The following is a 20,563-nucleotide window of genomic DNA, read 5'->3' on the forward strand; positions in this document are numbered from 1 at the left end:
TATAAACCGCGTCTCGTTGTTATGTCGGACATTTCCTCCATGAGCTTCAGCCCTTTGATTCGCCAACTGATCGATGCCCTGCGAACGTTGCCGGGCGTGGGTCAGAAAACTGCCCAGCGCATGGCGTTGCAATTGCTTGAGCGTGATCGCAGCGGCGGTTCGCGTCTGGCCCAGGCCCTGAGCCAGGCCATGGAAGGCGTAGGGCATTGCCGTTTATGCCGCACCCTCACCGAAGACGACCTCTGCCCACAATGTGCCGACCCGCGTCGAGACGACGGCCTGCTCTGCGTGGTGGAAGGGCCGATGGATGTGTATGCGGTCGAGCAGACCGGTTTTCGTGGCCGTTATTTCGTGCTCAAGGGCCATTTGTCACCGCTCGACGGCTTGGGGCCTGAAGCCATCGGCATTCCACAGTTGATTGCGCGGATCGAAGAAGCGGGTACGTTTACGGAAGTCATCCTTGCTACGAACCCGACGGTCGAAGGCGAAGCCACCGCCCATTACATCGCCCAACTGCTCAACCACAAAGGCCTGATCGCCTCGCGCATCGCCCACGGCGTACCGCTGGGTGGGGAGCTCGAGTTGGTGGATGGCGGGACGCTGGCGCATTCGTTTGCGGGGCGCAAGCCGATCGCGTTGTAACAGCAACACAACCCCCTGTGGGCGCGAGCAACCCCGCACACACACATTCGGTTCGATTATCGTTCGTTGATTATTTTTCGCTGAGCGAGAACTGCGTCAGGCAGAACGTGGCAATCCCCATGTCTTCCAGGCGCTGGGATCCGAGCAGTTCCGGCAAGTCGATGATCGCCGCGGCTTCATGGACCTTGGCGCCCATGCGGCGGATCAGGTTGGCAGCGGCGATCAGCGTGCCGCCAGTGGCGATCAGGTCATCGAACATCACCACCGAATCACCCTCGCACAAGCTGTCGGCGTGCACTTCAAGGAAGGCTTCGCCGTATTCGGTCTGGTAACCCTCGGCCAGTACATCAGCCGGCAGCTTGCCTTGCTTGCGAAACAAGATCAGCGGCTTGTTCAACTGATAGGCCAGGATCGAGCCAATCAGGAAACCCCGCGCATCCATCGCGCCGATGTGAGTGAACTCGGCCTCGACATACCGGTGGGCGAAACTGTCCATGACCAGCCGCAGGGCGGTCGGGGATTGGAACAGGGGGGTAATGTCGCGAAAGATCACGCCGGGCTTGGGGAAATCGATCACCGGGCGAATCAGGGATTTGATATCGAAGGAGTCAAAAACCATCGTGGAGGTGTCCTGGCTGAGCTGCAAACGCGGCAGTATAGCGCGGCTGGGCACATCTCTCAGCCGCGCAGGCGCCTCAGCCGTCGATCGAGCCGCCGGCCAGGGCGCAGAGCTGGATCGGGTCGAGAATGTGAATTTCCTTGCCTTCGGCGGCAATCAACTCGTTCTGTTGGAAACGGGTGAATACCCTGGATACGGTTTCCACCGCCAGGCCCAGGTAGTTGCCGATTTCGTTGCGCGACATGCTCAAGCGGAACTGGTTGGCCGAGAACCCGCGGGCGCGAAAGCGTGCCGAGAGGTTGACCAGGAACGTGGCGATACGTTCGTCGGCGGTTTTTTTCGAAAGCAGCAGCATCATTTGCTGATCGTCACGGATTTCCCGGCTCATGACCCGCATCAACTGGCGGCGCAGTTGCGGCAGCTGTATGGCCAGTTCGTCCAGGTGATCGAAGGGAATTTCGCACACCGAGGTGGTTTCCAGCGCTTGGGCCGAGACCGGATGGGATTCGGTGTCCATGCCGGACAGGCCTACCAGCTCGCTGGGCAGGTGGAAGCCGGTGAGCTGTTCTTCGCCGCCGTCGCTCAGGTTGAAGGTCTTCAAGGCGCCCGAGCGCACCGCATAGACCGAATCGAAGGTATCGCCCTGGCGAAACAGAAACTCGCCTTTCTTTAACGGTCGGCCGCGTTTGACAATGTCGTCCAGCGCGTCCATATCCTCTAGGTTCAACGAAAGTGGCAGGCAGAGGGGGGCCAGGCTGCAATCCTTGCAATGGGCCTGGTTGTGGGCGCGCAGTTTGACTGGCTCGGACATTTCTTAAATCCTTGTGGGAAATCACGCATAGGACGTAAGGGTACCCCAGAGCAGACAGTCCGGCCAGCGTGGTTTCGTCGTCAAATTGTCGCGCTCAGATGACTCGGGAGAAGCGTTGGCGATTGTGCTGCTCCAGATAAGCATCGAATACCATGCACACCGATCGCACCAGCAGGCGCCCGGCGGGCAATACCCGGATGTGGGTGTTATCCAGTTCGATCAGCCCATCCGCAGCCATGGCCTGCAATTGTGGCCACTGCGGCGCGAAGTAACCGCGAAAATCGATGTTGAAGGTTTGCTCGATCTCGGCGAAAGGCAGGTGGAAATGACAGATCAACTGCTGGATCACCGCGCGCCGCAGCCTGTCGTCAGCGTTGCAGATCAGCCCGCGACTGGTCGCCAGTTGCCCGTCGGCGAGAGTGTTCTGGTAATGGTTCAGGTCACTGCTGTTCTGGCAGTACAAATCGCCGATCTGGCTGATGGCTGACACGCCAAGGCCGATCAGGTCGCAATGGCCATGGGTGGTGTAGCCCTGGAAATTGCGCTGCAATGTGGCCTCTTCCTGGGCGATTGCCAGTTCGTCGTCGGGCAGGGCGAAGTGGTCCATACCGACATAGCGGTAACCGGCGGCGGTCAGTTGTTCGATGGTGCCTTGCAGCATTGCCAGTTTCTGCTCCGGGGTCGGCAACTCCTGGCTGTTGATGCGCCGCTGGGGCATGAAGCGTTCCGGCAGATGGGCGTAGTTGAACACCGAGACCCGGTCCGGTTGCAGGAGGATGACTTCCTGGACGGTGCGGGCGAAGTTTTCCGGGCTCTGCTTGGGCAGGCCGTAGATCAGGTCGATGTTGATCGAACGGAACTGCAAGGTCCGGGCGGCTTCGACCACAGCACGGGTTTCTTCCAGGCTTTGCAGGCGATTGACGGCCCGTTGCACCGCCGGGTCAAGGTCTTGCAGGCCGATACTGACCCGGTTGAAGCCCAGTTCCCGCAGCAGGCCCATGGTCGACCAGTCGGCTTCCCGGGGGTCGATTTCGATGCCGTAGTCGCCGGAATCGTCGTCCAGCAGGTTCAGGTGCTTGCGCAGCTTGGCCATCAATTGGCGCAGTTCGTCGTGGCTGAGGAATGTCGGGGTGCCGCCGCCAAAGTGCAACTGTTCTACGCGCTGGGTGGGGTCCAGGTGGCAGCCGATCAGTTGGATTTCCTGTTCCAGGCGTTGCAGGTAGGCGTGGGCGCGGCCGCGGTCCTTGGTGATGACCTTGTTGCAGGCGCAGTAGTAGCAAATGTTCGCGCAGAACGGTATGTGCACGTACAGCGACAGCGGCCGCTGGGCCTTTCGGCTGTCGCGCAGGGCATGGAGCAGGTCAAAGGTGCCCACCTGGCTGCCGAACTGCGCCGCAGTGGGGTACGAGGTGTAGCGTGGTCCCGCCAGGTCGTAACGGCGGATGAGATCTGAATCCCAACAAATGGTGTCGAGCATGCGGGCATTCCCCGGATAGACTGGCATGGGGCGAGTCTAGGGGGGCGTGGGCGCGGCCGTTTTGATTTGCGTCAACGGGCGAGGGTTGAGTCAGGGCCAATCGCGAGCAGGCCCGCTCCGACAAAAGTGTTGCGTACACCCACGATCAAGTGTGTGCGAGCTTGCTCGCGATTGGGGTGACTCGATCAATGCCCCATAAGCCAATGCTGATGTGGCCCCGGCAGTGTCCATACCCCGAAAACTATCACCAGCAACCCACCGGTCACGCGCACGCTGCGTTTGCGCAGCAGGGCAGTGATGCGCTCGGCGGCCAGGCCCGTGGCGAGCAGCACCGGCCAAGTGCCCAGGCCGAAGGCGAGCATCAGCAACGCGCTGTCCAGTGCATTGCCCTGGCTGGCGGACCACAACAGGGTGCTGTAGACCAGGCCGCACGGCAGCCAGCCCCATAGCGCGCCGAGCAGCAAGGCACGAGGCAGGCTCGACACCGGCAGCAAACGGTTGGCGACGGGTTGGATGTGTCGCCACAAGCCACGCCCCACACCTTCGATGCGGGTCAGGCCGCTCCACCAGCCCGCCAGGTACAGGCCCATGGCGATCAACAGCAAGCCGGCCAGAACTCGCATGATCATTGCTGCCGGGCTGTTGGACACGGCCCAACCGGCGAGGCCAATCAACAACCCGGCGGCGGCGTAGCTCAGGATCCGCCCCAGGTTGTATGCCAGCAGCAACCGAAAGCGCCGGCTGCGCTGGTCCTTTGGGATCGCCAGGGTCAGGGCGCCCATCAGGCCGCCGCACATGCCCAGGCAGTGCCCGCCGCCGAGCAGGCCAAGGATGACCGCCGAAACCAGCAGGGGTGCCAGGTCAAGCATGGGGCGGAGCCTTGTCGTCCGGCTTGCGGGCCTCGCCACTGGCTTCGTCCACCGCGGCCTTGTGGTTCGGGTCCTGATCGTCGAACAGAATGCTGTGGGCCGGACCGTCGAGGTCGTCGTACTGGCCGCTGTCCACGGCCCAGAAGAAAATGTACACGGCAATGGCCACGATCAGCAGCGCGGCCGGGATCATCACGTAGAGAGCTGGCATGTCGGAACTCCATGCCCGCGCGGCTCAGGCCGGTTGCGGGCGGGTATCGGGCGTGGCGTCGAAAACCTGCGCCTTGGGCTGACGCGTCAGCCTCAGCGCATTCAACACCACGGTCAGCGAACTGATGGACATGCCGATCGCGGCCCATACCGGCGTAATCCAGCCGAGGGCGGCGAACGGCAACATGAGGCCATTGTACAGTGCTGCCCACACCAGGTTCTCGATGATCACCCGCCGGGTGCGCCGAGCCAGGCTGAAGGCGTGGATCAGGGCGTCGAGGCGGTTGGACAGCAGCACCGCATCGGCGCTGGTCTTGGCCAGATCGGTGGCCGAGCCCATGGCGACACTGATGTCCGCGGCCGCCAGCACCGGAACGTCGTTCACCCCGTCGCCGAGCATCAGCACCTTGCGGCCCTGCTGGTGCAACTGTTGCAACACGGCCAGTTTATCGTCCGGGCGCAAACCGCCGCGGGCTTCATCGATGCCCAGTTCGGCGGCGACACTGGCAACCATGGGCGAACTGTCACCTGACAACAGCAGCGTCCGCCAGCCCCGTGCCTTGCAGGCCGCCAGCAGCGCCGGGGCATCGGCGCGCAAGCGGTCATCGAGGACGAACCAGGCCAGTGGCCCGGATTCATCGCCCAGCAATAGCCATTGCCCGGGTTCGTCCGGCATTTGCGGTACGGCGGCGCCACTCAGTTCGCAGACAAAACCGGCCTGGCCGATGCGCAGGCGCTGTTCGGCCACCAAGCCTTCCAGCCCCAGTCCCGGGGTGCTTTGCACCTGTTCGGCGGCCAATGGCGCGCGGCCGAAGGCGCGGGCGATGGGGTGCTCCGAGCGGTTCTCCAGGGCGGCGGCCAAGCCCAGGCATTGATCACTGTCGAGGGCCGTCAATGGCCGAATGGCGCGCAACGCCAGGCGGCCTTCGGTGAGGGTGCCGGTCTTGTCGAAAATGACCGTGTCGATCTGATTCAGACCTTCCAGCACATGACCGCGCGTCAGCAGCAGGCCCAGCTTGTGCAAGGTGCCGGTTGCGGCGGTGAGGGCGGTCGGCGTGGCGAGGGACAGCGCGCAAGGGCAGGTGGCGACCAGCATCGCCAGGACGATCCAGAACGCGCGCGAAGCGTCCAGTTGCCACCACACCAGCCCGATGACGGCAGCGGCGGCCAAGGAGAACAGCAAGAACCATTGGGCGGCGCGGTCGGCGATTTCCGCCAGTCGTGGCTTCTCGGCCTGGGCCCGCTCCAGCAGCCGCACGATGGCCGACAATCGGGTGTCTTGCCCGAGAGCCAGCACCTCAACCGTCAAGGCCCCTTCGACGTTCAGCGTACCGGCGGTGACCGCGTCGCCCACTTGCCGAGGTTGTGGCAGGTATTCACCGGTCAGCAGCGATTCGTCGATGCTGGACTGGCCATCGAGGATCCTGCCGTCGGCCGGCAGGACCGCCCCGGGATGCACTAGTACCCGGTCACCGGTGCGCAATTCGCTGAGCAGGATGCGTTCACTCTGGCCGTTATCCTCCAGGCGCAGGCACGAGGCCGGCAACAGATTGACCAGTTGGGCGGTGGCGGCCGCCGTGCGCTCCCGGGCCCGGCGTTCCAGGTAGCGGCCGGCCAGCAGGAACAGGGCGAACATGCCCACGGCATCGAAGTACAGCTCACCCACGCCGGTGATGGAAGTCCAGATCCCGGCGACATAGGCGCCGCCAATGGCCAGGGACACCGAAACGTCCATGGTCAGGTGCCGGGTGCGCAGGTCGCGCATCGCGCCCTTGAAGAACGGCGCACAGCTATAGAACACGATAGGTGTGGTGAGGAACAGCGCGACCCAGCGCAGGATGGTGTGCATCTCCGGGCTCAGGTCGATGTTGAATTCCGGCCAGGTGGCCATGGTCGCCATCATCGCCTGGAACCAGAGCAGACCGGCTACACCCAATTGGCGCAGGGCCAGGCGGTTTTGTGCGGCGAGTTGTTCACAGGCCTGGTCGGCCTGGTACGGGTGCGCTACGTAGCCGATCTGGCGCAATTCGGCGAGCAGCGTGCTCAGCGGCAGTTGAGCGTCGGCCCAGCGTACATGCAGGCGGTGATTGGACAGGTTCAGCCGCGCCTCGGCCACGGCGGGCAGGCTGCGCAGTTGTTTTTCGATCAACCAGCCGCAGGCGGCGCAACTGATGCCTTCCATCAATAGGGTGGTTTCGGCCAATTCGCCTTCATGGCGTACGAATGATTGCTGCACGTCGGGGCGATCGTACAGGGCCAGTTCATCGGTCAATTGGACGGGCAGGGACTCGGGATTGGCCGACGCTTCACTGCGATGCTGGTAATAACTTTCCAGGCCGCCGGCGACAATGGCCTCGGCCACCGCCTGGCAGCCCGGGCAGCACAGCTCGCGGGTTTCACCGAGGACAACGGCGGTGAAGCGACTGCCAGGAGGAACGGGCAGGGCGCAGTGGTAGCAGGGCTGTGGAGTGGTCATGGTTGTCGCATGAAGGCCTGGCATAGTGGGTTTGCAAGGGGTATACGGATTGTGGGAGCTGCCGAAGGCTGCGATCTTTTGATCTTTTGATCTTTTGATCTTTCGCTTGAGACTCAATTGTCCGGGGAAAGATCGCAGCCTCGCTTCGCTCGGCAGCTCCTACAGGGGCTGTTGACCCGCTTATTTTTTCAGGTCTTCAGCGCCTTGCAGCGGTTCATCACCGAGCAGGACGGCCTGGTCATGGTTGATCTGCTCTTCTTCGAACAACCGCCAGGTCTTGTCGTTCTCGACCCCCAGCAATTCGACAAAGCGCCGGCCTTCGATCTTGTTCGTCAACTGGCCGACGTAACGCCCCGGTTCGCTGTCGTTGCGGGTCAGGACGACCTTGCGATCCTTTTCCGGCTGGGTGGGTGAGATCAGGTTCAGTTCCAGGGTCTGGGGCCGGCTGTCGCCGCTCAGGCGCAGGTTCACTTCGCCGGTGACGTCATCCAGTTGCACGTTGGCATGCAATTGCAGGGTCTGGCCCAGCAGTTCGCGCTCCAGGGAGCGGTTGATGCCTTTGCCGGCTTCGTAATAGTTGTCGTTGACCAGATTGTCCGGGTTGTTCACGGCGATGGTCACCATGGTCAGGCTCAGTGTGACCGAGCAGGCCAAAATCCCAATGATGATCCACGGCCAGAGGTGCTTGTACCAGGGGCTGGTGGCGGTTGCTGCAGGCATGTTCAGTTCTCTCAACGAATTTGTGGGCCGATGAACCGGCTCTTGGCTTCAACATGAACGCTGTCGTCATCGGCATCCTTGAGAATGAAGGTCACCTCGTTGGTGCTCGACGGCAGTTGCTCCGGTGCACTGGACAGTTCTACCGGCTGGGTGAAGATCTCACCGGCCGCGACCTTGATTTCCCGGCGTCCCTGCAGCTTGAGGTCCGGCAGGCCGGAGGCCTCCAGTACGTACGTATGATCGCGCTGGTCCTTGTTCATGATCTTGAGGCTGTAGACGTTCTCGATCCGGCCTTCGGCGTTCTCGCGGTACAGCACACGGTCCTTGCTGACGTCGAAACCCACCAGCGAACGCATGAAGAACGCGGTCACCAGCAGACTGATCATTGCCAGCAGCACCAGGGCATAACCGATCAGGCGTGGGCGCAGTTTATGGGTTTTCTGTCCCGAGAGGTTATGTTCGGTGGTGTAGCTGATCAGCCCGCGCGGGTAATCCATCTTGTCCATGATGTTGTCGCAGGCGTCGATGCACGCCGCGCAGCCGATGCATTCGATCTGCAGGCCGTCGCGAATGTCGATACCGGTGGGGCAGACCTGGACGCACATGGTGCAGTCGATGCAGTCCCCCAGGCCCAGGGCCTTGTAGTCAACGCCCTTCTTGCGTGGGCCACGGCTTTCGCCGCGACGCGGGTCGTAGGAAACGATCAGGGTGTCCTTGTCGAACATCACGCTCTGGAAACGTGCGTAAGGGCACATGTAGATGCACACCTGCTCGCGCAGCCAGCCGGCGTTGCCGTAGGTGGCGAGAGTGAAGAAGCCGACCCAGAAATACGACCAGCCATCGGCCTGGCCGGTAAAGAACTCGAACACCAGTTCACGGATGGGGCTGAAATACCCGACGAAGGTCATGCCAGTGACGAAACCGATCAGCAGCCACAAGCTGTGCTTGGCCAGCTTGCGCAGGAACTTGTTCCCGCTCATGGGCGCCTTGTCGAGCTTGATGCGCTGGTTGCGGTCGCCTTCGGTGACTTTCTCACACCACATGAAAATCCACGTCCATACGCTTTGTGGGCAGGTGTAGCCGCACCAGACCCGTCCGGCGTATACCGTGATGAAAAACAGGCCAAAGGCGGCAATGATCAGCAGCCCTGACAGGAGGATGAAGTCCTGGGGCCAGAAGGTCGCACCGAAAATGAAGAATTTGCGTTCGGGCAGGTTCCACCAGACCGCCTGATGCCCACCCCAATTCAACCAGACCGTACCGAAGTACAGCAGGAACAACATGCCACCGCCGACCATCCGCAAGTTGCGGAACAGGCCCGTGAAGGCGCGGGTGTAGATTTTTTCCCGAGAAGCGTAGAGATCGACGCTTTGGTTCGCGTCCTTGGCAGGCGGGGTGACGTCATGTACGGGAATCTGGTTGCTCATCAAAATGCATCCCACGGCAGTGGAAAAGTGCCGGGGTCAGTACGTGCCGACCACGGTCAGAAAGGGTATTGCAGTGGCGCAATGATACGCCTGTAGGTCTAGCTCAAGGGTGCGACCTTTGGTCGCGTTGGGGGGAAGGGTCGAATGGTGTAGCAGATGTAACAAGTCATGACCCAGATCAATTGACTATAGACATTCCATGGCGTTGGCGAAAAAACCAAAGGGCCTGCCGACTCGTTCGACAGGCCTGTTTGGTTGCTTTGTGCCGCTATTTTTGGCGGCTTCGCCACCCGGCGGTCGTACATCGTAGCTCCAATCATCTGCGCTTCTGGGCTCGGTGCCCACACCCGATATGTCGCCCGCCACACGTTGTGTCCGTCGGCCTCGGTGAGTTGTTCCGGCAGGCCGTTGAGGTCGTTGTGGTAGTAGCGGATTTTTTGCAGCGCCCCGCTGCCGTAGTGCAGGCGATTGATCCAGCGGCCGTCGGGCAACTGGGTCTGGATCAGGTTGCCAAGTTCGTCATAGTGGTGTTGCAGGCTGCCGGCGGCGCTGTTTTCGGCGAGCAACTGGCCGGTGGCGTCGTAGGCGAAGCTCAGGGTTTGCGCGTTGCCTTGCCGGTCGGTGAAGGCGGGTTACACGCCTGCTTTTGAGGTGTAGGCGATCCGTGGCGAGGGAGCTTGCTCCCGCTCGGCGGCGCAGCCGTCGTAAACCGGCTGATGCGGTTTATCTGGAGAATGCGCCGGCCTGTTTTGGGGCGGCTTCGCCATCCAGCGGAAGCAGGCTTCCTCGTCACGGGTTGGTGGTGTCGCGGTTAGCGCGGGTCGACGTTATCCAGCACTCGGTTCGCCAGCATTGAACTCAGTTCGATCAGTTGCTGGATGCCGAGGGCGATGTGGCGGCGGGGGCCTTCCAAGTCGAAGGCCAGGTTGCTAATCATCGCGTCGGCTGAGGCCAAGTTTTCGCTGAGGTTGGCGAGCAGGCATTCGTTGTCGGCGTTTTTTTTCACGGTGAAGAGCTGGTCTGGTTTGGATGCTTCTTCGGACTTTTCCGGTTTGGGTAGCAGGTAGTGATCCAAGACGCGTTTGGTGGTTTCGTCGTGCTGCTTGTTTTTGCGACCGGAATGGGTAGAGGTTGAGTCAGTTTCCGGAGGGTTCGGAGTTATCTTGAACATATGCATTTTTCCTTCTAGTAGGCCGCAACCATCTCGCTACTAAACGAAGGGGTGGCAGCTGTGCGCAAGTTAGTAGACCGGTGGAAAATACATAAAAACCCGGCGCGCCCGAAGGCGCCATGCGCACAGCCACCATCAAATGCAGGCGACGCCTGACTGATGAGACTCATGCAACCATTATGTATTTCCAACCAGGGCTACTAAACCCGACCACTGATGGGCAGTGGCAGGCAAACGATAGAACCCATGGGCAAGGCGCACAAGCGGGCGGATTCTGGCGTAGTTGTAGGCAATGGCGCAAGGATTCGTAGCTTGGCGGAAGCGTTGCGCAGGGAGAATAAACACGTCTTCGTAATGCCCTGGATTCGGGGCGAGGGAGCTTGCTCTCGCTCGGTGGCGCAGCGGTTTTTCTGTAGGAATTCGTCAGCCTTTTTGGGGCGGCTCAGCCGCCCAGCGGGAGTAAGTTCCCTCGCCACGGGGATTTGCGCTTAACCTGCGCCTGGTCATTTGTTCGCAAGGCCAGATCGAACTGCTTGTTTCCCAATTTGATCTAGCCGCCAGGGTTTTCTTGAGCACAGCCGAATCCCGGCTCTGATTATTTTTGTGCCCTGCAAAGAGAAGCGTCAGGCGCACAAATGCATCAAGTTTCTACTGGCGGTACAAAATGTTGTAGAACGCGGTTTGCTCATCCTTGATCAAGGACAGATCGTGCCCCGTGGGAATTTTTTCGAACAGCGCTTTGTTGACTGCCATCCGACGCATGATGATCACCTCCAGCAATTGGCCGAACAGCGCTTCATCACGGACGTGTTTTTTCAGTTTTAGAATTTCGTGAGGCTTGTCTTTCAGGACGTGAAAGGCGTAATTCATCACCACCATATTGGAGACGAACAGGTTTGCCGTTGACTGAAGCGGATTGACCGCGTCGATCAAAGCATCAAATATTTTTTGCCTGTCCTGAGCATAGGTGGGCAAAAAAACGTCGGGGTACATAAGCTCGCTGTGACGATCATTGATCGCGAAGCGGTAATGGGTATCGTCGGGCTCGCTGAGTAATCTGACTGTGCTTGTTTGAAACGTTTTCAACGTACTCAGCAGTTGATGCTCTTTCCTGCTGTCGGCCTTGATCGCTTTGTAAACCAGATCAATCACATCCAGAAAAGCCACGGACCCCAGCCCATCGCTCGCCATCATCAACTGATTGCCCTCGATGCTGAAACGACGATACGCCTCGTCATCGATGCTCAATTCGAAGAGGAGGAACCTAAGCATGTAGTTCCTGAGGCGCGCATCCGCATCCAGGGTGCTGTTCTTCAAGCTGATCAGTTGGATCAGGTAGAAGAAAATAAAGTAATCCTTGTTGGTTCGTTGACGGTTGTCGATTTCAAGCAGGTAGCCAAAGCGCGACAGGACCAGGAGGAGGGCGTAGCAGTCGGGTTCCGTGAAGCCGTTCTTCAGCATGGCTTTTTCGAAAGCGCTGGTGGAAAACAAGTCCCGCCAGCGGCTAACGCTGAAGGGAGCGCCATTGTGTTTTTTCGCGACGACGTTCAGTAGCGAAGGCTCGTCTTCTTCGTAAAAAACAGCACCCAACGCCTTCGGATACGGCCGGACGTTCAGGAAATTTTCAAGTTTGTATGAGAGAAGATCGAATATGTCCATCTGGCTTTATCCGCAGGTCTTCCATTTTCCGTTCGGGCCTTTCTTCTCGACACGAAATGACGTAATGGTTTTATTGAATTTATCCAGTAACCGGAAACCGATACCTCTGGCCTTGGGCTCATTCGTTTTGGATAGCACGCCATCCTTAAGGCCCGTCTCCTTATAGTCAACGGTAGAAATATCCTTGTGGTCGTTGAGCATGCTAACCCCTTCATTATTGACGGTGGCGACTACCCGATACTTTTCGTTGCCCGGATTGAAGCCGGGATTGCTGTCCTGATTCACCCAGACGGCTTTCTCACCTCTGATATTCGGAACAAGCCCACCTTTGCCTCCGTTGGCGGCCTTGGACGAGACGGTTTCGCTCTCGCCCATGTACCGGATAATCTCATTCTCTTTAAGCCCCAGCGGGTCGATCCAGGTAAATGGATTCGGTGCGTAGCGATAAAGATTCAGGCTTGCGGCCAGGCCCAAGGGGTCGGGCGTGGTAAAGCGGCCTATGTCGGGATCATAGAAGCGGAAGGTGTTGTAGTGCAGGCCTGTTTCCCGGTCCAGGTATTGCCCCTGAAAACGCAGGTTCTGTTCTTCGATGTAGTACGGCTCACGGACTTCATCAGTGGTATTGCCCCATACCTGGTAGTGAGCGTGCCATAGCGGATAGCCGTCACTTTCCGTCAAGGCCTGTGGCTGACCATTGGGGTCGTTGTGGTAATAGCGGATGCGTTGATGTTCACCGATGCCGTCGACCCGGGCCAAGGGTTCGTGACTGTCGCCAATATAGAGGTACAGGCTGGTCAGGCTATTTTTATGTTCCTTGAGTAATTGCAGGCCATCCCAGTCGAAACGCGTGCGGGCGATGAGACGCCCGTTGTCGTCATGTTCGGTTTTCTCAATCCTTCGACCCAACGGGTCGTAGCGCATCCTGACGACGTTTTCACCGTCGGATTTCTGGGTTCGAACTTCAACCAGCCGGTGATCCGAGTCGTAACTGAAGCGCTGCAGGCCATGTCGCCCACTGCGCTTTTCAATCATTCGGCCAAAACCATCGTAGCGATAGTGCTTATCCTGATAGCGCTTGAGTTGGTTGTGCGTAACCCGCCCACCTGTACCAGGTGAACTGTCGAGGAGATTGGCGGCGGCATCGAAGGAAAATGTTTCATTCTGGCCTTGTCGAGTGCCCTGGCTTGCCAGGATGCGGCCGGTCACATCGTAGTGCAGCAATTGGCGTTGTTGACCTTTTGGCTGCCGTTCAAGGCGCGCCACCAGGTGGTCGCCAGGATCAAACTCAAAATGGGTTTGATCTGCGGCAGGCATCAATGACGGCTGGCTGGTATGCCGGCGTTGGCGGCTGCGTAAGCGCCCGCTACGGTCATATTCACTCCGTGTGCTGATTTGGCCTTGGGTGCGCAGCACCTCTCGATGCAGCCGGTCGCGTTCGAAGTCGCTGATGACGTGGCCGTCGAGGTTGATTTGGTGCAGATGACCACTGCCGTAGTACAGGCGGCTGACCCAACGGCCGTCGGGTAGGTGGGTCTGGATCAGGTTGCCGAGTTCGTCGTAGTGATGCTTCAGAACGCCCGCTGAACTCTGCTCCTCAATCAGATAACCCAGCGCGTCATAAGCAAAGCCCAGTCGTTGTTCGTTGCCGTCGTTAGCGATGACGGTGGCTTCGATTAACTGATTCAACGGGCTATAGCTGTACCGGGACTGTCCATCAGGTGTGATTCGGGTGGTCAGCCGGCCAATGGCATCACGTTCGAGATGATGAACAATGGTCCTTTCACTGGGCTGATGATCACCTCGCGGCGCTGCGATGGTTTCGACTCGTTTTACGTTGTTGAGGACGTCGTACGTGTAGCCTTTGGCGCTGCCATCAAGGTTGCGCTGTTCGGCCAACCGATCACCCGCATCCCAGGCAAACCGATAACTTTCACCGTTCTCATTGACCAGCGCTTGCAGCCGCCCGTAGCTGTCGTACGCGAATTGCACCTGCCGGCCGTGGGCGTCGGTGCGTTGGCGGACCTGACCGCGACGGTTGTGCTGGTAGAGCGTGGTGTGCCCGGCCGGGTCGGTGTAGCCGGTCAACTGCCCGGCGAGGTCGCGCTGGTAGTGCTCGGTGCGGCCATCCGGCAATTGGCTGCTGAGCAAACGGCCTTGGGCGTCGTAGCTGAACTGGGTGCGCTCGCCGAGGGGGTCGGTGATGGTCTGCAGGTAGCCGCGCTGGTCGTAGCTGAACCGTGTCGGGTAACCCGAACAATCGGTGTGCTCCACCAACTGCCCGAACGGATTCCAGCGCAGCTTTTTAAGCTTGCCGGTGGCGTCAATGATTTCGATGACCTGACCGTGGGTGTCGTAGCGGTAGCGGGTGACGTGGCCCAGGGGATCGGTTTCGGCGGTGCAGTTGCCGCGTTGATCGTAGCGGTATTTCCAGCTGTGGCCGGCGGCATCGGTGTCCACCAGCGGCAGGGCCCAGTGTTCGAGCCAGAGGGTGGAATCGCTGCGGCCCAACGGATCGGTTTCGCCGATCAGGTTACCGGCCTCGTCATAGCTGTATTCATAGCGCCCGCCCTGTGGGTCGGTGGCGCTGAGCAGTTGGCGTTCGTCGTTCCACTCGAACAGCCAGGTCTGGCCGAGGTTGTCGCTGTATCGGGTGATCTGGTGTTGGCGGTTCCAGTGGCGCGTGCTGACGCGCTGCAAACTGTCGGTGATGCGGGTTACACCGGCCTTGAGGTCATAGTCGAACTGGTAGGTGTCGCCCTCGTCGGTCCAGTGCCGGACCACGCGCCATTCCTGGTCTTCGACCAAGGCCCATTCGTAGAAGCAACGCAGCCCGGTGGGCAGTTGGTGCTCCAGCATTCGCTGGCCGGCGTCGTAGCTGAAACGCCGTTGCACCTGGCCGGTGGCGTCGCGTACTTCGCTCAGGTTGTTCGCCGTGTCGTAGGCGTAGCTGACCAGCACTTCGCGCTGTTGGTCGGGGTAGAGACGTTCTATCCGCGTGACGCGTTCGCGCTCGCGGATCAGTTCGACTTGCACCAGATCGAAGGTGTCGCGCAGGCGTATCAGCCGTCCGGCGGCGTCGTAGTCGAGGAAGATGCGATTGTCGTTGCGGTCACCGAGTTGGCTCAGGCGCAGCAGGGATGTGTGGTCCGGCGTGGGTTCGAACGGGCGATACACGCCGTCGTCGCTTTCGATCAGCAACTGCCCGTTGAGATGACGTCGCACGGCCAGGCCTTCGCCAGCACTGAACACCGCGCCGCCCAACGGGATCGAACCCATGTCGATGGGCCGGGCCTGTTCGTCGGTGTAGAGCAGGGTCTCGCCACCCTCGGGATGGGCCAGGATCTCCACCTGCACCTCGTAGGCCACGCTCCAGCCGGCGCCGAACATCCCGCCACGTCGTTCGTCGCGGCTGTTGTAGAAGCGTTGCCAGTCGATTGGCAGAACACCGGGCAAAACGAAGTCCAGCTCTTCATCGCGGCCCAGCACCTTGGCGCCGGTCGCGGCATGCACCGGGTTCGACGAGCCCATGGCGGCGTTGGCCGCGGCGCCCATGGCGCTGCTGACCGCCATCGACGCCGCGCCACCGGCCAGCATGCACGGCAGTTTGCTGAAGAACTTGCCCTTGCCACCCTTGAGCATTAGTAACGCGGTGACCGCCAGCCCCACGCCCGGGGTCTTGCCGCTGCGAATCTCGCGCACCACCACTGAGCCGCCGCCAATGGTCACGTCCGGGGAAATCAACCCGGCCGACACCACCGTCGCATCGCAGGTGCTGCGGTCGCCGCTGCGCACGGCGGGCTGGCCGTTGATGGTGACCTTGTCCGAGCCTTCGGCCATGAACTGCGGCGGCATCGGTGGGTGCTTGGTGCAGATCACCAGGTCTTCCGGCCGGGTCTCCGTGCCGGGGGCGGGCGATGCGACGGTGGGGCGCCACATCTGCGAGAAGAAGTTGCCGGCCATGTCCAGGTAACTGGCCTCGGCTTCTTCTTCCGGCGCGGGCCGAGGGGATGTTGTTGGTAAAGGTGTCCTTGGAGCCGGTGAGGATGTTGGCCTGCACCGTGGGCGGGAAGAGCGCGTTGCCGATGCCTTCGCAGATAGTACTCAGGCCTTCGTCGGCCCCGGTTTTGCTCATGGCAATGCCCACGACCGCCCCCACCACCGCACCGAGCAGGAAGCAACCCAAGCCACCCGTGGCGACGGTGATGCCGGTGGCGGCCACCACCGCCGCCGTCGCCAGGGTGGTGATGGCGATGTTGGCCGCCACTTCCAGCACGCCGCCGAGGATGTCGGCCATCATGGAGGTGTGGTTCAGTGCATCGCCCAGGCGAGCGGCCCAGAGCGCGTCAGACATGCCGGGGGCTCATCGTTGCGCGCTGAAGTGTTTCGATGCCCATTGCGCCTATCTCCTTGGCGGTAATTGATGGTCCGTCGCGACGTTATATTAGCTTGACCATGGATTGATCAAGGCCACGCCGCTGCTTTGAAAATCACTCACATTGCGCGTGACCACGGTCAGGCCATGGACCAGCGCGGTGGCGGCAATCAATGCATCGCATTCATTGCTGCGATCCGGTACGTGCAGGCGAGCGCAGCGCAGCGCGACGGTGCGGTCGACTGCCAGGATCCTGCCGGCAAATGCGGGCATGACGTGGTTATCCAGCCACGCGCGCAGGCGGCTGCCTTGCGCCGGGTCCTTGCGTTCGAAGCGCAACACACCGGTTTCCAGTTCCAATACGGTGATTGCCGAGACGTACAGGTGGGGGGCGGACACGCTCCGTGCCCAGGCCTGTACGTTTTTATCTGCTTGCGGCTTGCGCAGTTCCGAAATGACATTGGTGTCGAGTAGAAACATCAGGACAGGTCCACTGGCCGGGGAGTGATGACGGCACGTTCGGTATCGAAATCGATATCCTGCGCATCGGGCATGACCAGCAACTCGACAATGCTGGTGCCAATGCCGGTCAGTTTCTGGTACTCCTCAATGCTTAGCAGTACGTGGGCCGGCCTGCCACGGTCAGTGATGATGACCGGCCCCTGGCGGGCGGCTTTTTTGGCACCACTTGTGTCGTGATTGAATTCGCGGCTGGAAATGGTCGTGATGGACATGGCGGTGCCCTCATGAAACTAGAATGTAGGCACGTTACTACCGGCGCAAGCGGCGAGCAAGTGAAACAGCTTCGCCTCTTGATACCCACCAATAAAAAGGCCCCGCCAACATGGGTTGGCGGGGCCTTTGGTGCATCAGGCGTGTGCCTTACTGGGCATCGGCGGCTGGCGCCGGTTCCCCATGAGACAGGCTGTAGACGTACGCAGCCAGCAGATGGACCTTGTCGTTGCCATGCAGGTCGGCCTGGGCAGGCATCTGGCCCTGGCGACCGTAACGGATGGTCTGCTGCAACTGAGCGAAGCTCGAGCCGTAGATGAAACCGGCCGGGTGCGTCAGGTCAGGTGCGCCCATGGCAGGCGTGCCCTTGCCGGCTGGACCGTGGCAGGCCACGCAGTTGGCCGCGAACAGCTTCTGGCCGTTGGCCGGATCGGCCTTGGCGCCTTCCGGCAGTTTACGACCGTGCAGGCTGGTCACCACGTAGGCGGAGACGTCGGCAACCCCTTGCTCGCCAACCACGGCAGCCCAGCCCGGCATCACGGCATGACGACCGCCCATGATGGTGGTCTTGATGGTTTCCGGCTCACCACCCCAGCGCCAGTCGGCGTCGGTCAGGTTCGGGAAACCGTAGGCACCCTTGGCGTCGGAACCGTGGCAGACCGAGCAGTTGGAGGCGAACAGGCGGCCACCCATCTTCAGGGCTTGCGGGTCCTTGGCGACTTCTTCGATCGGCATGGAGGCGAACTTGGCGAAGATCGGACCGAACTTGGCGTCCGAGCGTGCCATTTCCTTTTCCCACTCGTGAACGCCTGTCCAGCCGGTCTGGCCGTTGGCGAAGGCGGTCTGCTTCTCGGTGTCCAGGTAGTTGTAGCCTGGCAGCAGGCCTTTCCAGTTACCCAGGCCCGGGTAGAGCACGAGGTAGCCGAGGGCGAACACAATGGTGCCCACGAACAACATGAACCACCATTTCGGCAGTGGGTTGTCGTACTCTTCGATGCCATCGAACGAGTGGCCGACGGTCTCGTCCGTTTGTTCGGCGCGCTGGCCCTTACGGGTCGACAGCAGCAGCCAGGTCAGGGCGAAGATCGTACCCAGACTGAGGACTGTGACGTACAGACTCCAGAACGTAGTCATTCTTTGTTACTCCTAGAAGCTTGCTCGACGTGCTTGATGGCTTCGGGATCATCCGCGAACGGCAGCAAGGTCGCGTCGTCAAACTCCGACTTGCGCTTGGGGCTGAACACCCACAACGCCAGACCGATAAAGGCCACCATCACGACGACGGTGCCCAGGCCACGAATCATCCCGATATCCATCTAAATCACCGTTTGCTTTTGATGATGGTGCCCAGGCCTTGCAGATAGGCCACCAGCGCGTCCATTTCAGTCTTGCCCTTGACGGCATCCTTGGCACCGGCGATGTCTTCATCGGTGTAAGGCACGCCCAGGGTACGCAAGACTTCCATTTTCTTGGCGGTGTCTTTGCCGTCGAGCTTGTTTTCTACGAGGAACGGGTAGGCCGGCATTTTCGACTCTGGCACCACGTTGCGCGGGTTGTACAAGTGCGCACGCTGCCAGTCGTCGGAGTAGCGGCCGCCAACGCGGGCCAGGTCCGGACCGGTACGTTTGGAACCCCACAGGAACGGGTGGTCCCAGACGCTTTCACCGGCGACCGAATAGTGGCCGTAGCGTTCGGTTTCAGCACGGAACGGACGGATCATCTGCGAGTGGCAGCCGACACAACCGTTGGCGATGTAGATGTCGCGGCCTTCCAGTTCAAGGGCGGTACGTGGCTTCATGCCTTCGACCGGCTTGTTGGTCACGTCCTGGAAGAACAGCGGGACGATCTGGGTCAGGCCGCCGATGCTCACGGCGATGACCATGAAGAAGGCCAGCAGGCCGATATTCTTCTCTACTGCTTCGTGCTTCATCAGTGAGCTCCAACTACGGCGATCTTGGCGGCGGCTTCAGCTTCAGCCGGGTCAGAGGCACGAACGGTGCGGTACACGTTGTAGGCCATGAACAGCATGCCGCTGGCGAAGAACGCGCCGCCCAGGGCTCGTACGATGAAACCAGGATGGCTGGCTTGCAGTGCTTCGACGAACGAGTAGGTCAGGGTGCCGTCGTCGTTGATTGCACGCCACATCAGGCCCTGGGTGATGCCGTTGACCCACATCGAGGCGATGTAGAGCACGGTGCCGATGGTCGCGAGCCAGAAGTGCGCGTTGATCAGGCTGGTGCTGTGCATCTGCGCACGACCGAACAGTTTCGGGATCATGTGGTAGATGGCGCCGATGGAAATCATCGCAACCCAGCCAAGTGCCCCGGCGTGTACGTGGCCGATGGTCCAGTCGGTGTAGTGGCTCAGGGAGTTGACGGTCTTGATGGCCATCATCGGGCCTTCGAAGGTCGACATGCCATAAAACGCCAGCGACACCACCAGGAACCGCAGGATCGGGTCGGTGCGCAGCTTATGCCAGGCGCCCGACAGGGTCATCATGCCGTTGATCATGCCGCCCCAGCTTGGTGCCAGCAGGATGATCGACATCGCCATGCCCAGGGACTGCGCCCAGTCTGGCAGTGCGGTGTAGTGCAGGTGGTGCGGACCGGCCCAGATGTACAGGGTGATCAGCGCCCAGAAGTGCACGATGGACAGGCGATAGGAATAGATCGGACGCTCGGCCTGTTTCGGCACGAAGTAGTACATCATCCCCAGGAAACCGGTGGTCAGGAAGAAGCCTACGGCGTTATGGCCGTACCACCACTGGATCATCGCATCGGTCGCGCCCGAGTAGGCCGAGTACGACTTGAAGAAGCTGACCGGCAGGGAAGCGTGGTTGACGATGTGCAGCATGGCTGTCACGACGATGAAGGCACCGTAGAACCAGTTACCGACGTAGATGTGCTTGGTCTTGCGCTTGACGATGGTGCCGAAGAACACCAGACCGTAGGTCACCCAGACGATGGCCAGCAGGATAGCCAGGGGCCATTCCAGTTCCGCGTATTCCTTGGTGGTGGTGAAACCCATTGGCAAGGTCACGATCGCACCGACGATGACCGCTTGCCAGCCCCAGAAGGTAAAGGCGGCGAGGCCGTCGGAGATCAGTCGCGTTTGGCAGGTTCGCTGCACGACGTAGTAAGAAGTGGCAAACAACGCACAACCACCGAAGGCGAAGATCACCAGGTTGGTGTGCAGCGGGCGCAGGCGTCCAAATGTCGTCCATGGCAGATCGAAGTTCAACTCCGGCCAGACCAGTTGCGAGGCGATGAAGACACCGAGCCCCATGCCAAGGATCCCCCAGACCACCGTCATGATGGCGAACTGGCGGACTACCTTATAGTTATAAGCAGTCGGACTGATTGCTGTGCTCATTCTAAG

The 20,563-nt window shown here is 60.5% G+C and carries 17 protein-coding genes and 2 pseudogenes; 1 reads left to right on the forward strand and 18 read right to left on the reverse strand.

Annotated elements, in window-relative coordinates; genetic code table 11:
- Positions 1-39: 39 nt before the first annotated feature.
- Complete coding sequence (gene recR / locus AACY42_RS04100; RefSeq protein ID WP_339476775.1) at positions 40-642, forward strand: recombination mediator RecR; 603 nt, start codon at positions 40-42, stop codon at positions 640-642.
- A 70-nt stretch (positions 643-712) separates the two neighbouring features.
- Here the strand turns inward: recR and AACY42_RS04105 are convergent, their stop codons facing one another.
- The 18 genes and pseudogenes from AACY42_RS04105 to ccoN all read right to left on the reverse strand — a co-directional run bounded on the left by AACY42_RS04105 (position 713) and on the right by ccoN (position 20,557).
- The gene (locus AACY42_RS04105; protein ID WP_122567915.1) at positions 713-1,261 is read right to left on the reverse strand and encodes an adenine phosphoribosyltransferase; all 549 of its coding nucleotides are present in this window, start codon (positions 1,259-1,261) and stop codon (positions 713-715) included.
- A 76-nt stretch (positions 1,262-1,337) separates the two neighbouring features.
- Entirely contained in the window at positions 1,338-2,072 is a 735-nt protein-coding gene (fnr, locus tag AACY42_RS04110; RefSeq protein WP_339476781.1) for a fumarate/nitrate reduction transcriptional regulator Fnr, read from the reverse strand.
- Positions 2,073-2,166: 94 nt separating this feature from the next.
- Entirely contained in the window at positions 2,167-3,549 is a 1,383-nt protein-coding gene (gene hemN, locus AACY42_RS04115; RefSeq protein WP_339476783.1) for an oxygen-independent coproporphyrinogen III oxidase, read from the reverse strand.
- Between the two features lie 185 nt (positions 3,550-3,734).
- A complete protein-coding gene (locus AACY42_RS04120; RefSeq protein ID WP_339476785.1) occupies positions 3,735-4,418 on the reverse strand; it encodes a sulfite exporter TauE/SafE family protein in 684 nt (227 codons plus the stop codon).
- Complete coding sequence (gene ccoS, locus AACY42_RS04125) at positions 4,411-4,629, reverse strand: cbb3-type cytochrome oxidase assembly protein CcoS (protein ID WP_003183505.1); 219 nt, start codon at positions 4,627-4,629, stop codon at positions 4,411-4,413. Before ccoS ends, AACY42_RS04120 begins: the two co-directional genes overlap by 8 nt.
- A 24-nt stretch (positions 4,630-4,653) precedes the next feature.
- A complete protein-coding gene (locus tag AACY42_RS04130) occupies positions 4,654-7,104 on the reverse strand; it encodes a heavy metal translocating P-type ATPase (RefSeq protein ID WP_339476788.1) in 2,451 nt (816 codons plus the stop codon).
- A gap of 180 nt (positions 7,105-7,284) precedes the next feature.
- A complete protein-coding gene (locus AACY42_RS04135) occupies positions 7,285-7,824 on the reverse strand; it encodes a FixH family protein (protein ID WP_339476791.1) in 540 nt (179 codons plus the stop codon).
- 11 nt (positions 7,825-7,835) lie between these two features.
- Positions 7,836-9,251 carry a cytochrome c oxidase accessory protein CcoG gene (gene ccoG / locus AACY42_RS04140; RefSeq protein ID WP_339476793.1) on the reverse strand — a complete coding sequence of 472 codons (1,416 nt, stop codon included), beginning with the start codon at positions 9,249-9,251 and terminating at the stop codon, positions 7,836-7,838.
- Positions 9,252-9,592: 341 nt separating this feature from the next.
- Positions 9,593-9,877, reverse strand: a pseudogene (locus tag AACY42_RS28530) (RHS domain-containing protein); the annotation flags it as partial.
- Between the two features lie 185 nt (positions 9,878-10,062).
- Positions 10,063-10,422: a DUF6124 family protein gene (locus tag AACY42_RS04150; RefSeq protein WP_339476798.1), complete on the reverse strand. Its 360-nt coding sequence runs from the start codon at positions 10,420-10,422 to the stop codon at positions 10,063-10,065.
- Between the two features lie 648 nt (positions 10,423-11,070).
- Positions 11,071-12,081 (reverse strand): hypothetical protein, encoded by a 1,011-nt coding sequence (locus AACY42_RS04155; RefSeq protein WP_339476801.1) that lies wholly within the window; start codon positions 12,079-12,081, stop codon positions 11,071-11,073.
- A gap of 396 nt (positions 12,082-12,477) precedes the next feature.
- Positions 12,478-16,432 (reverse strand): annotated as a pseudogene (locus AACY42_RS04160) (RHS repeat-associated core domain-containing protein); the annotation flags it as partial.
- A 90-nt stretch (positions 16,433-16,522) separates the two neighbouring features.
- Positions 16,523-16,933: a type II toxin-antitoxin system VapC family toxin gene (locus AACY42_RS04170; protein ID WP_339476803.1), complete on the reverse strand. Its 411-nt coding sequence runs from the start codon at positions 16,931-16,933 to the stop codon at positions 16,523-16,525.
- Entirely contained in the window at positions 16,933-17,187 is a 255-nt protein-coding gene (locus AACY42_RS04175; RefSeq protein WP_339476806.1) for a type II toxin-antitoxin system Phd/YefM family antitoxin, read from the reverse strand. The genes AACY42_RS04170 and AACY42_RS04175 overlap by 1 nt, the downstream gene beginning before the upstream one ends.
- 148 nt (positions 17,188-17,335) lie before the next feature.
- Entirely contained in the window at positions 17,336-18,319 is a 984-nt protein-coding gene (ccoP, locus tag AACY42_RS04180; protein WP_339476809.1) for a cytochrome-c oxidase, cbb3-type subunit III, read from the reverse strand.
- On the reverse strand, positions 18,316-18,501 hold the full coding sequence (locus AACY42_RS04185) for a CcoQ/FixQ family Cbb3-type cytochrome c oxidase assembly chaperone (protein WP_003183474.1): 186 nt from the start codon (positions 18,499-18,501) through the stop codon (positions 18,316-18,318). Before AACY42_RS04185 ends, ccoP begins: the two co-directional genes overlap by 4 nt.
- Before the next feature lie 5 nt (positions 18,502-18,506).
- On the reverse strand, positions 18,507-19,115 hold the full coding sequence (gene ccoO, locus AACY42_RS04190) for a cytochrome-c oxidase, cbb3-type subunit II (protein WP_018925301.1): 609 nt from the start codon (positions 19,113-19,115) through the stop codon (positions 18,507-18,509).
- On the reverse strand, positions 19,115-20,557 hold the full coding sequence (ccoN, locus tag AACY42_RS04195) for a cytochrome-c oxidase, cbb3-type subunit I (RefSeq protein ID WP_339476815.1): 1,443 nt from the start codon (positions 20,555-20,557) through the stop codon (positions 19,115-19,117). The genes ccoO and ccoN overlap by 1 nt, the downstream gene beginning before the upstream one ends.
- Between the last annotated feature and the right edge of the window lie 6 nt (positions 20,558-20,563).

Origin of the sequence: Pseudomonas sp. RL_5y_Pfl2_73 (genome assembly GCF_963970515.1) — a bacterium.
Taxonomy (GTDB): Bacteria; Pseudomonadota; Gammaproteobacteria; order Pseudomonadales; family Pseudomonadaceae; genus Aquipseudomonas.

Bases quoted from the DNA above. Each gene is read 5' to 3' on its own strand.
- recR (WP_339476775.1), top strand. From the start codon at position 40: ATGAGCTTCAGCCCTTTGATTCGCCAACTGATCGATGCCCTGCGAACG.
- AACY42_RS04105 (WP_122567915.1), bottom strand. From the start codon at position 1,261: ATGGTTTTTGACTCCTTCGATATCAAATCCCTGATTCGCCCGGTGATC.
- fnr (WP_339476781.1), bottom strand. From the start codon at position 2,072: ATGTCCGAGCCAGTCAAACTGCGCGCCCACAACCAGGCCCATTGCAAG.
- hemN (WP_339476783.1), bottom strand. From the start codon at position 3,549: ATGCTCGACACCATTTGTTGGGATTCAGATCTCATCCGCCGTTACGAC.
- AACY42_RS04120 (WP_339476785.1), bottom strand. From the start codon at position 4,418: ATGCTTGACCTGGCACCCCTGCTGGTTTCGGCGGTCATCCTTGGCCTG.
- ccoS (WP_003183505.1), bottom strand. From the start codon at position 4,629: ATGCCAGCTCTCTACGTGATGATCCCGGCCGCGCTGCTGATCGTGGCC.
- AACY42_RS04130 (WP_339476788.1), bottom strand. From the start codon at position 7,104: ATGACCACTCCACAGCCCTGCTACCACTGCGCCCTGCCCGTTCCTCCT.
- AACY42_RS04135 (WP_339476791.1), bottom strand. From the start codon at position 7,824: ATGCCTGCAGCAACCGCCACCAGCCCCTGGTACAAGCACCTCTGGCCG.
- ccoG (WP_339476793.1), bottom strand. From the start codon at position 9,251: ATGAGCAACCAGATTCCCGTACATGACGTCACCCCGCCTGCCAAGGAC.
- AACY42_RS04150 (WP_339476798.1), bottom strand. From the start codon at position 10,422: ATGTTCAAGATAACTCCGAACCCTCCGGAAACTGACTCAACCTCTACC.
- AACY42_RS04155 (WP_339476801.1), bottom strand. From the start codon at position 12,081: ATGGACATATTCGATCTTCTCTCATACAAACTTGAAAATTTCCTGAAC.
- AACY42_RS04170 (WP_339476803.1), bottom strand. From the start codon at position 16,933: ATGTTTCTACTCGACACCAATGTCATTTCGGAACTGCGCAAGCCGCAA.
- AACY42_RS04175 (WP_339476806.1), bottom strand. From the start codon at position 17,187: ATGTCCATCACGACCATTTCCAGCCGCGAATTCAATCACGACACAAGT.
- ccoP (WP_339476809.1), bottom strand. From the start codon at position 18,319: ATGACTACGTTCTGGAGTCTGTACGTCACAGTCCTCAGTCTGGGTACG.
- AACY42_RS04185 (WP_003183474.1), bottom strand. From the start codon at position 18,501: ATGGATATCGGGATGATTCGTGGCCTGGGCACCGTCGTCGTGATGGTG.
- ccoO (WP_018925301.1), bottom strand. From the start codon at position 19,115: ATGAAGCACGAAGCAGTAGAGAAGAATATCGGCCTGCTGGCCTTCTTC.
- ccoN (WP_339476815.1), bottom strand. From the start codon at position 20,557: ATGAGCACAGCAATCAGTCCGACTGCTTATAACTATAAGGTAGTCCGC.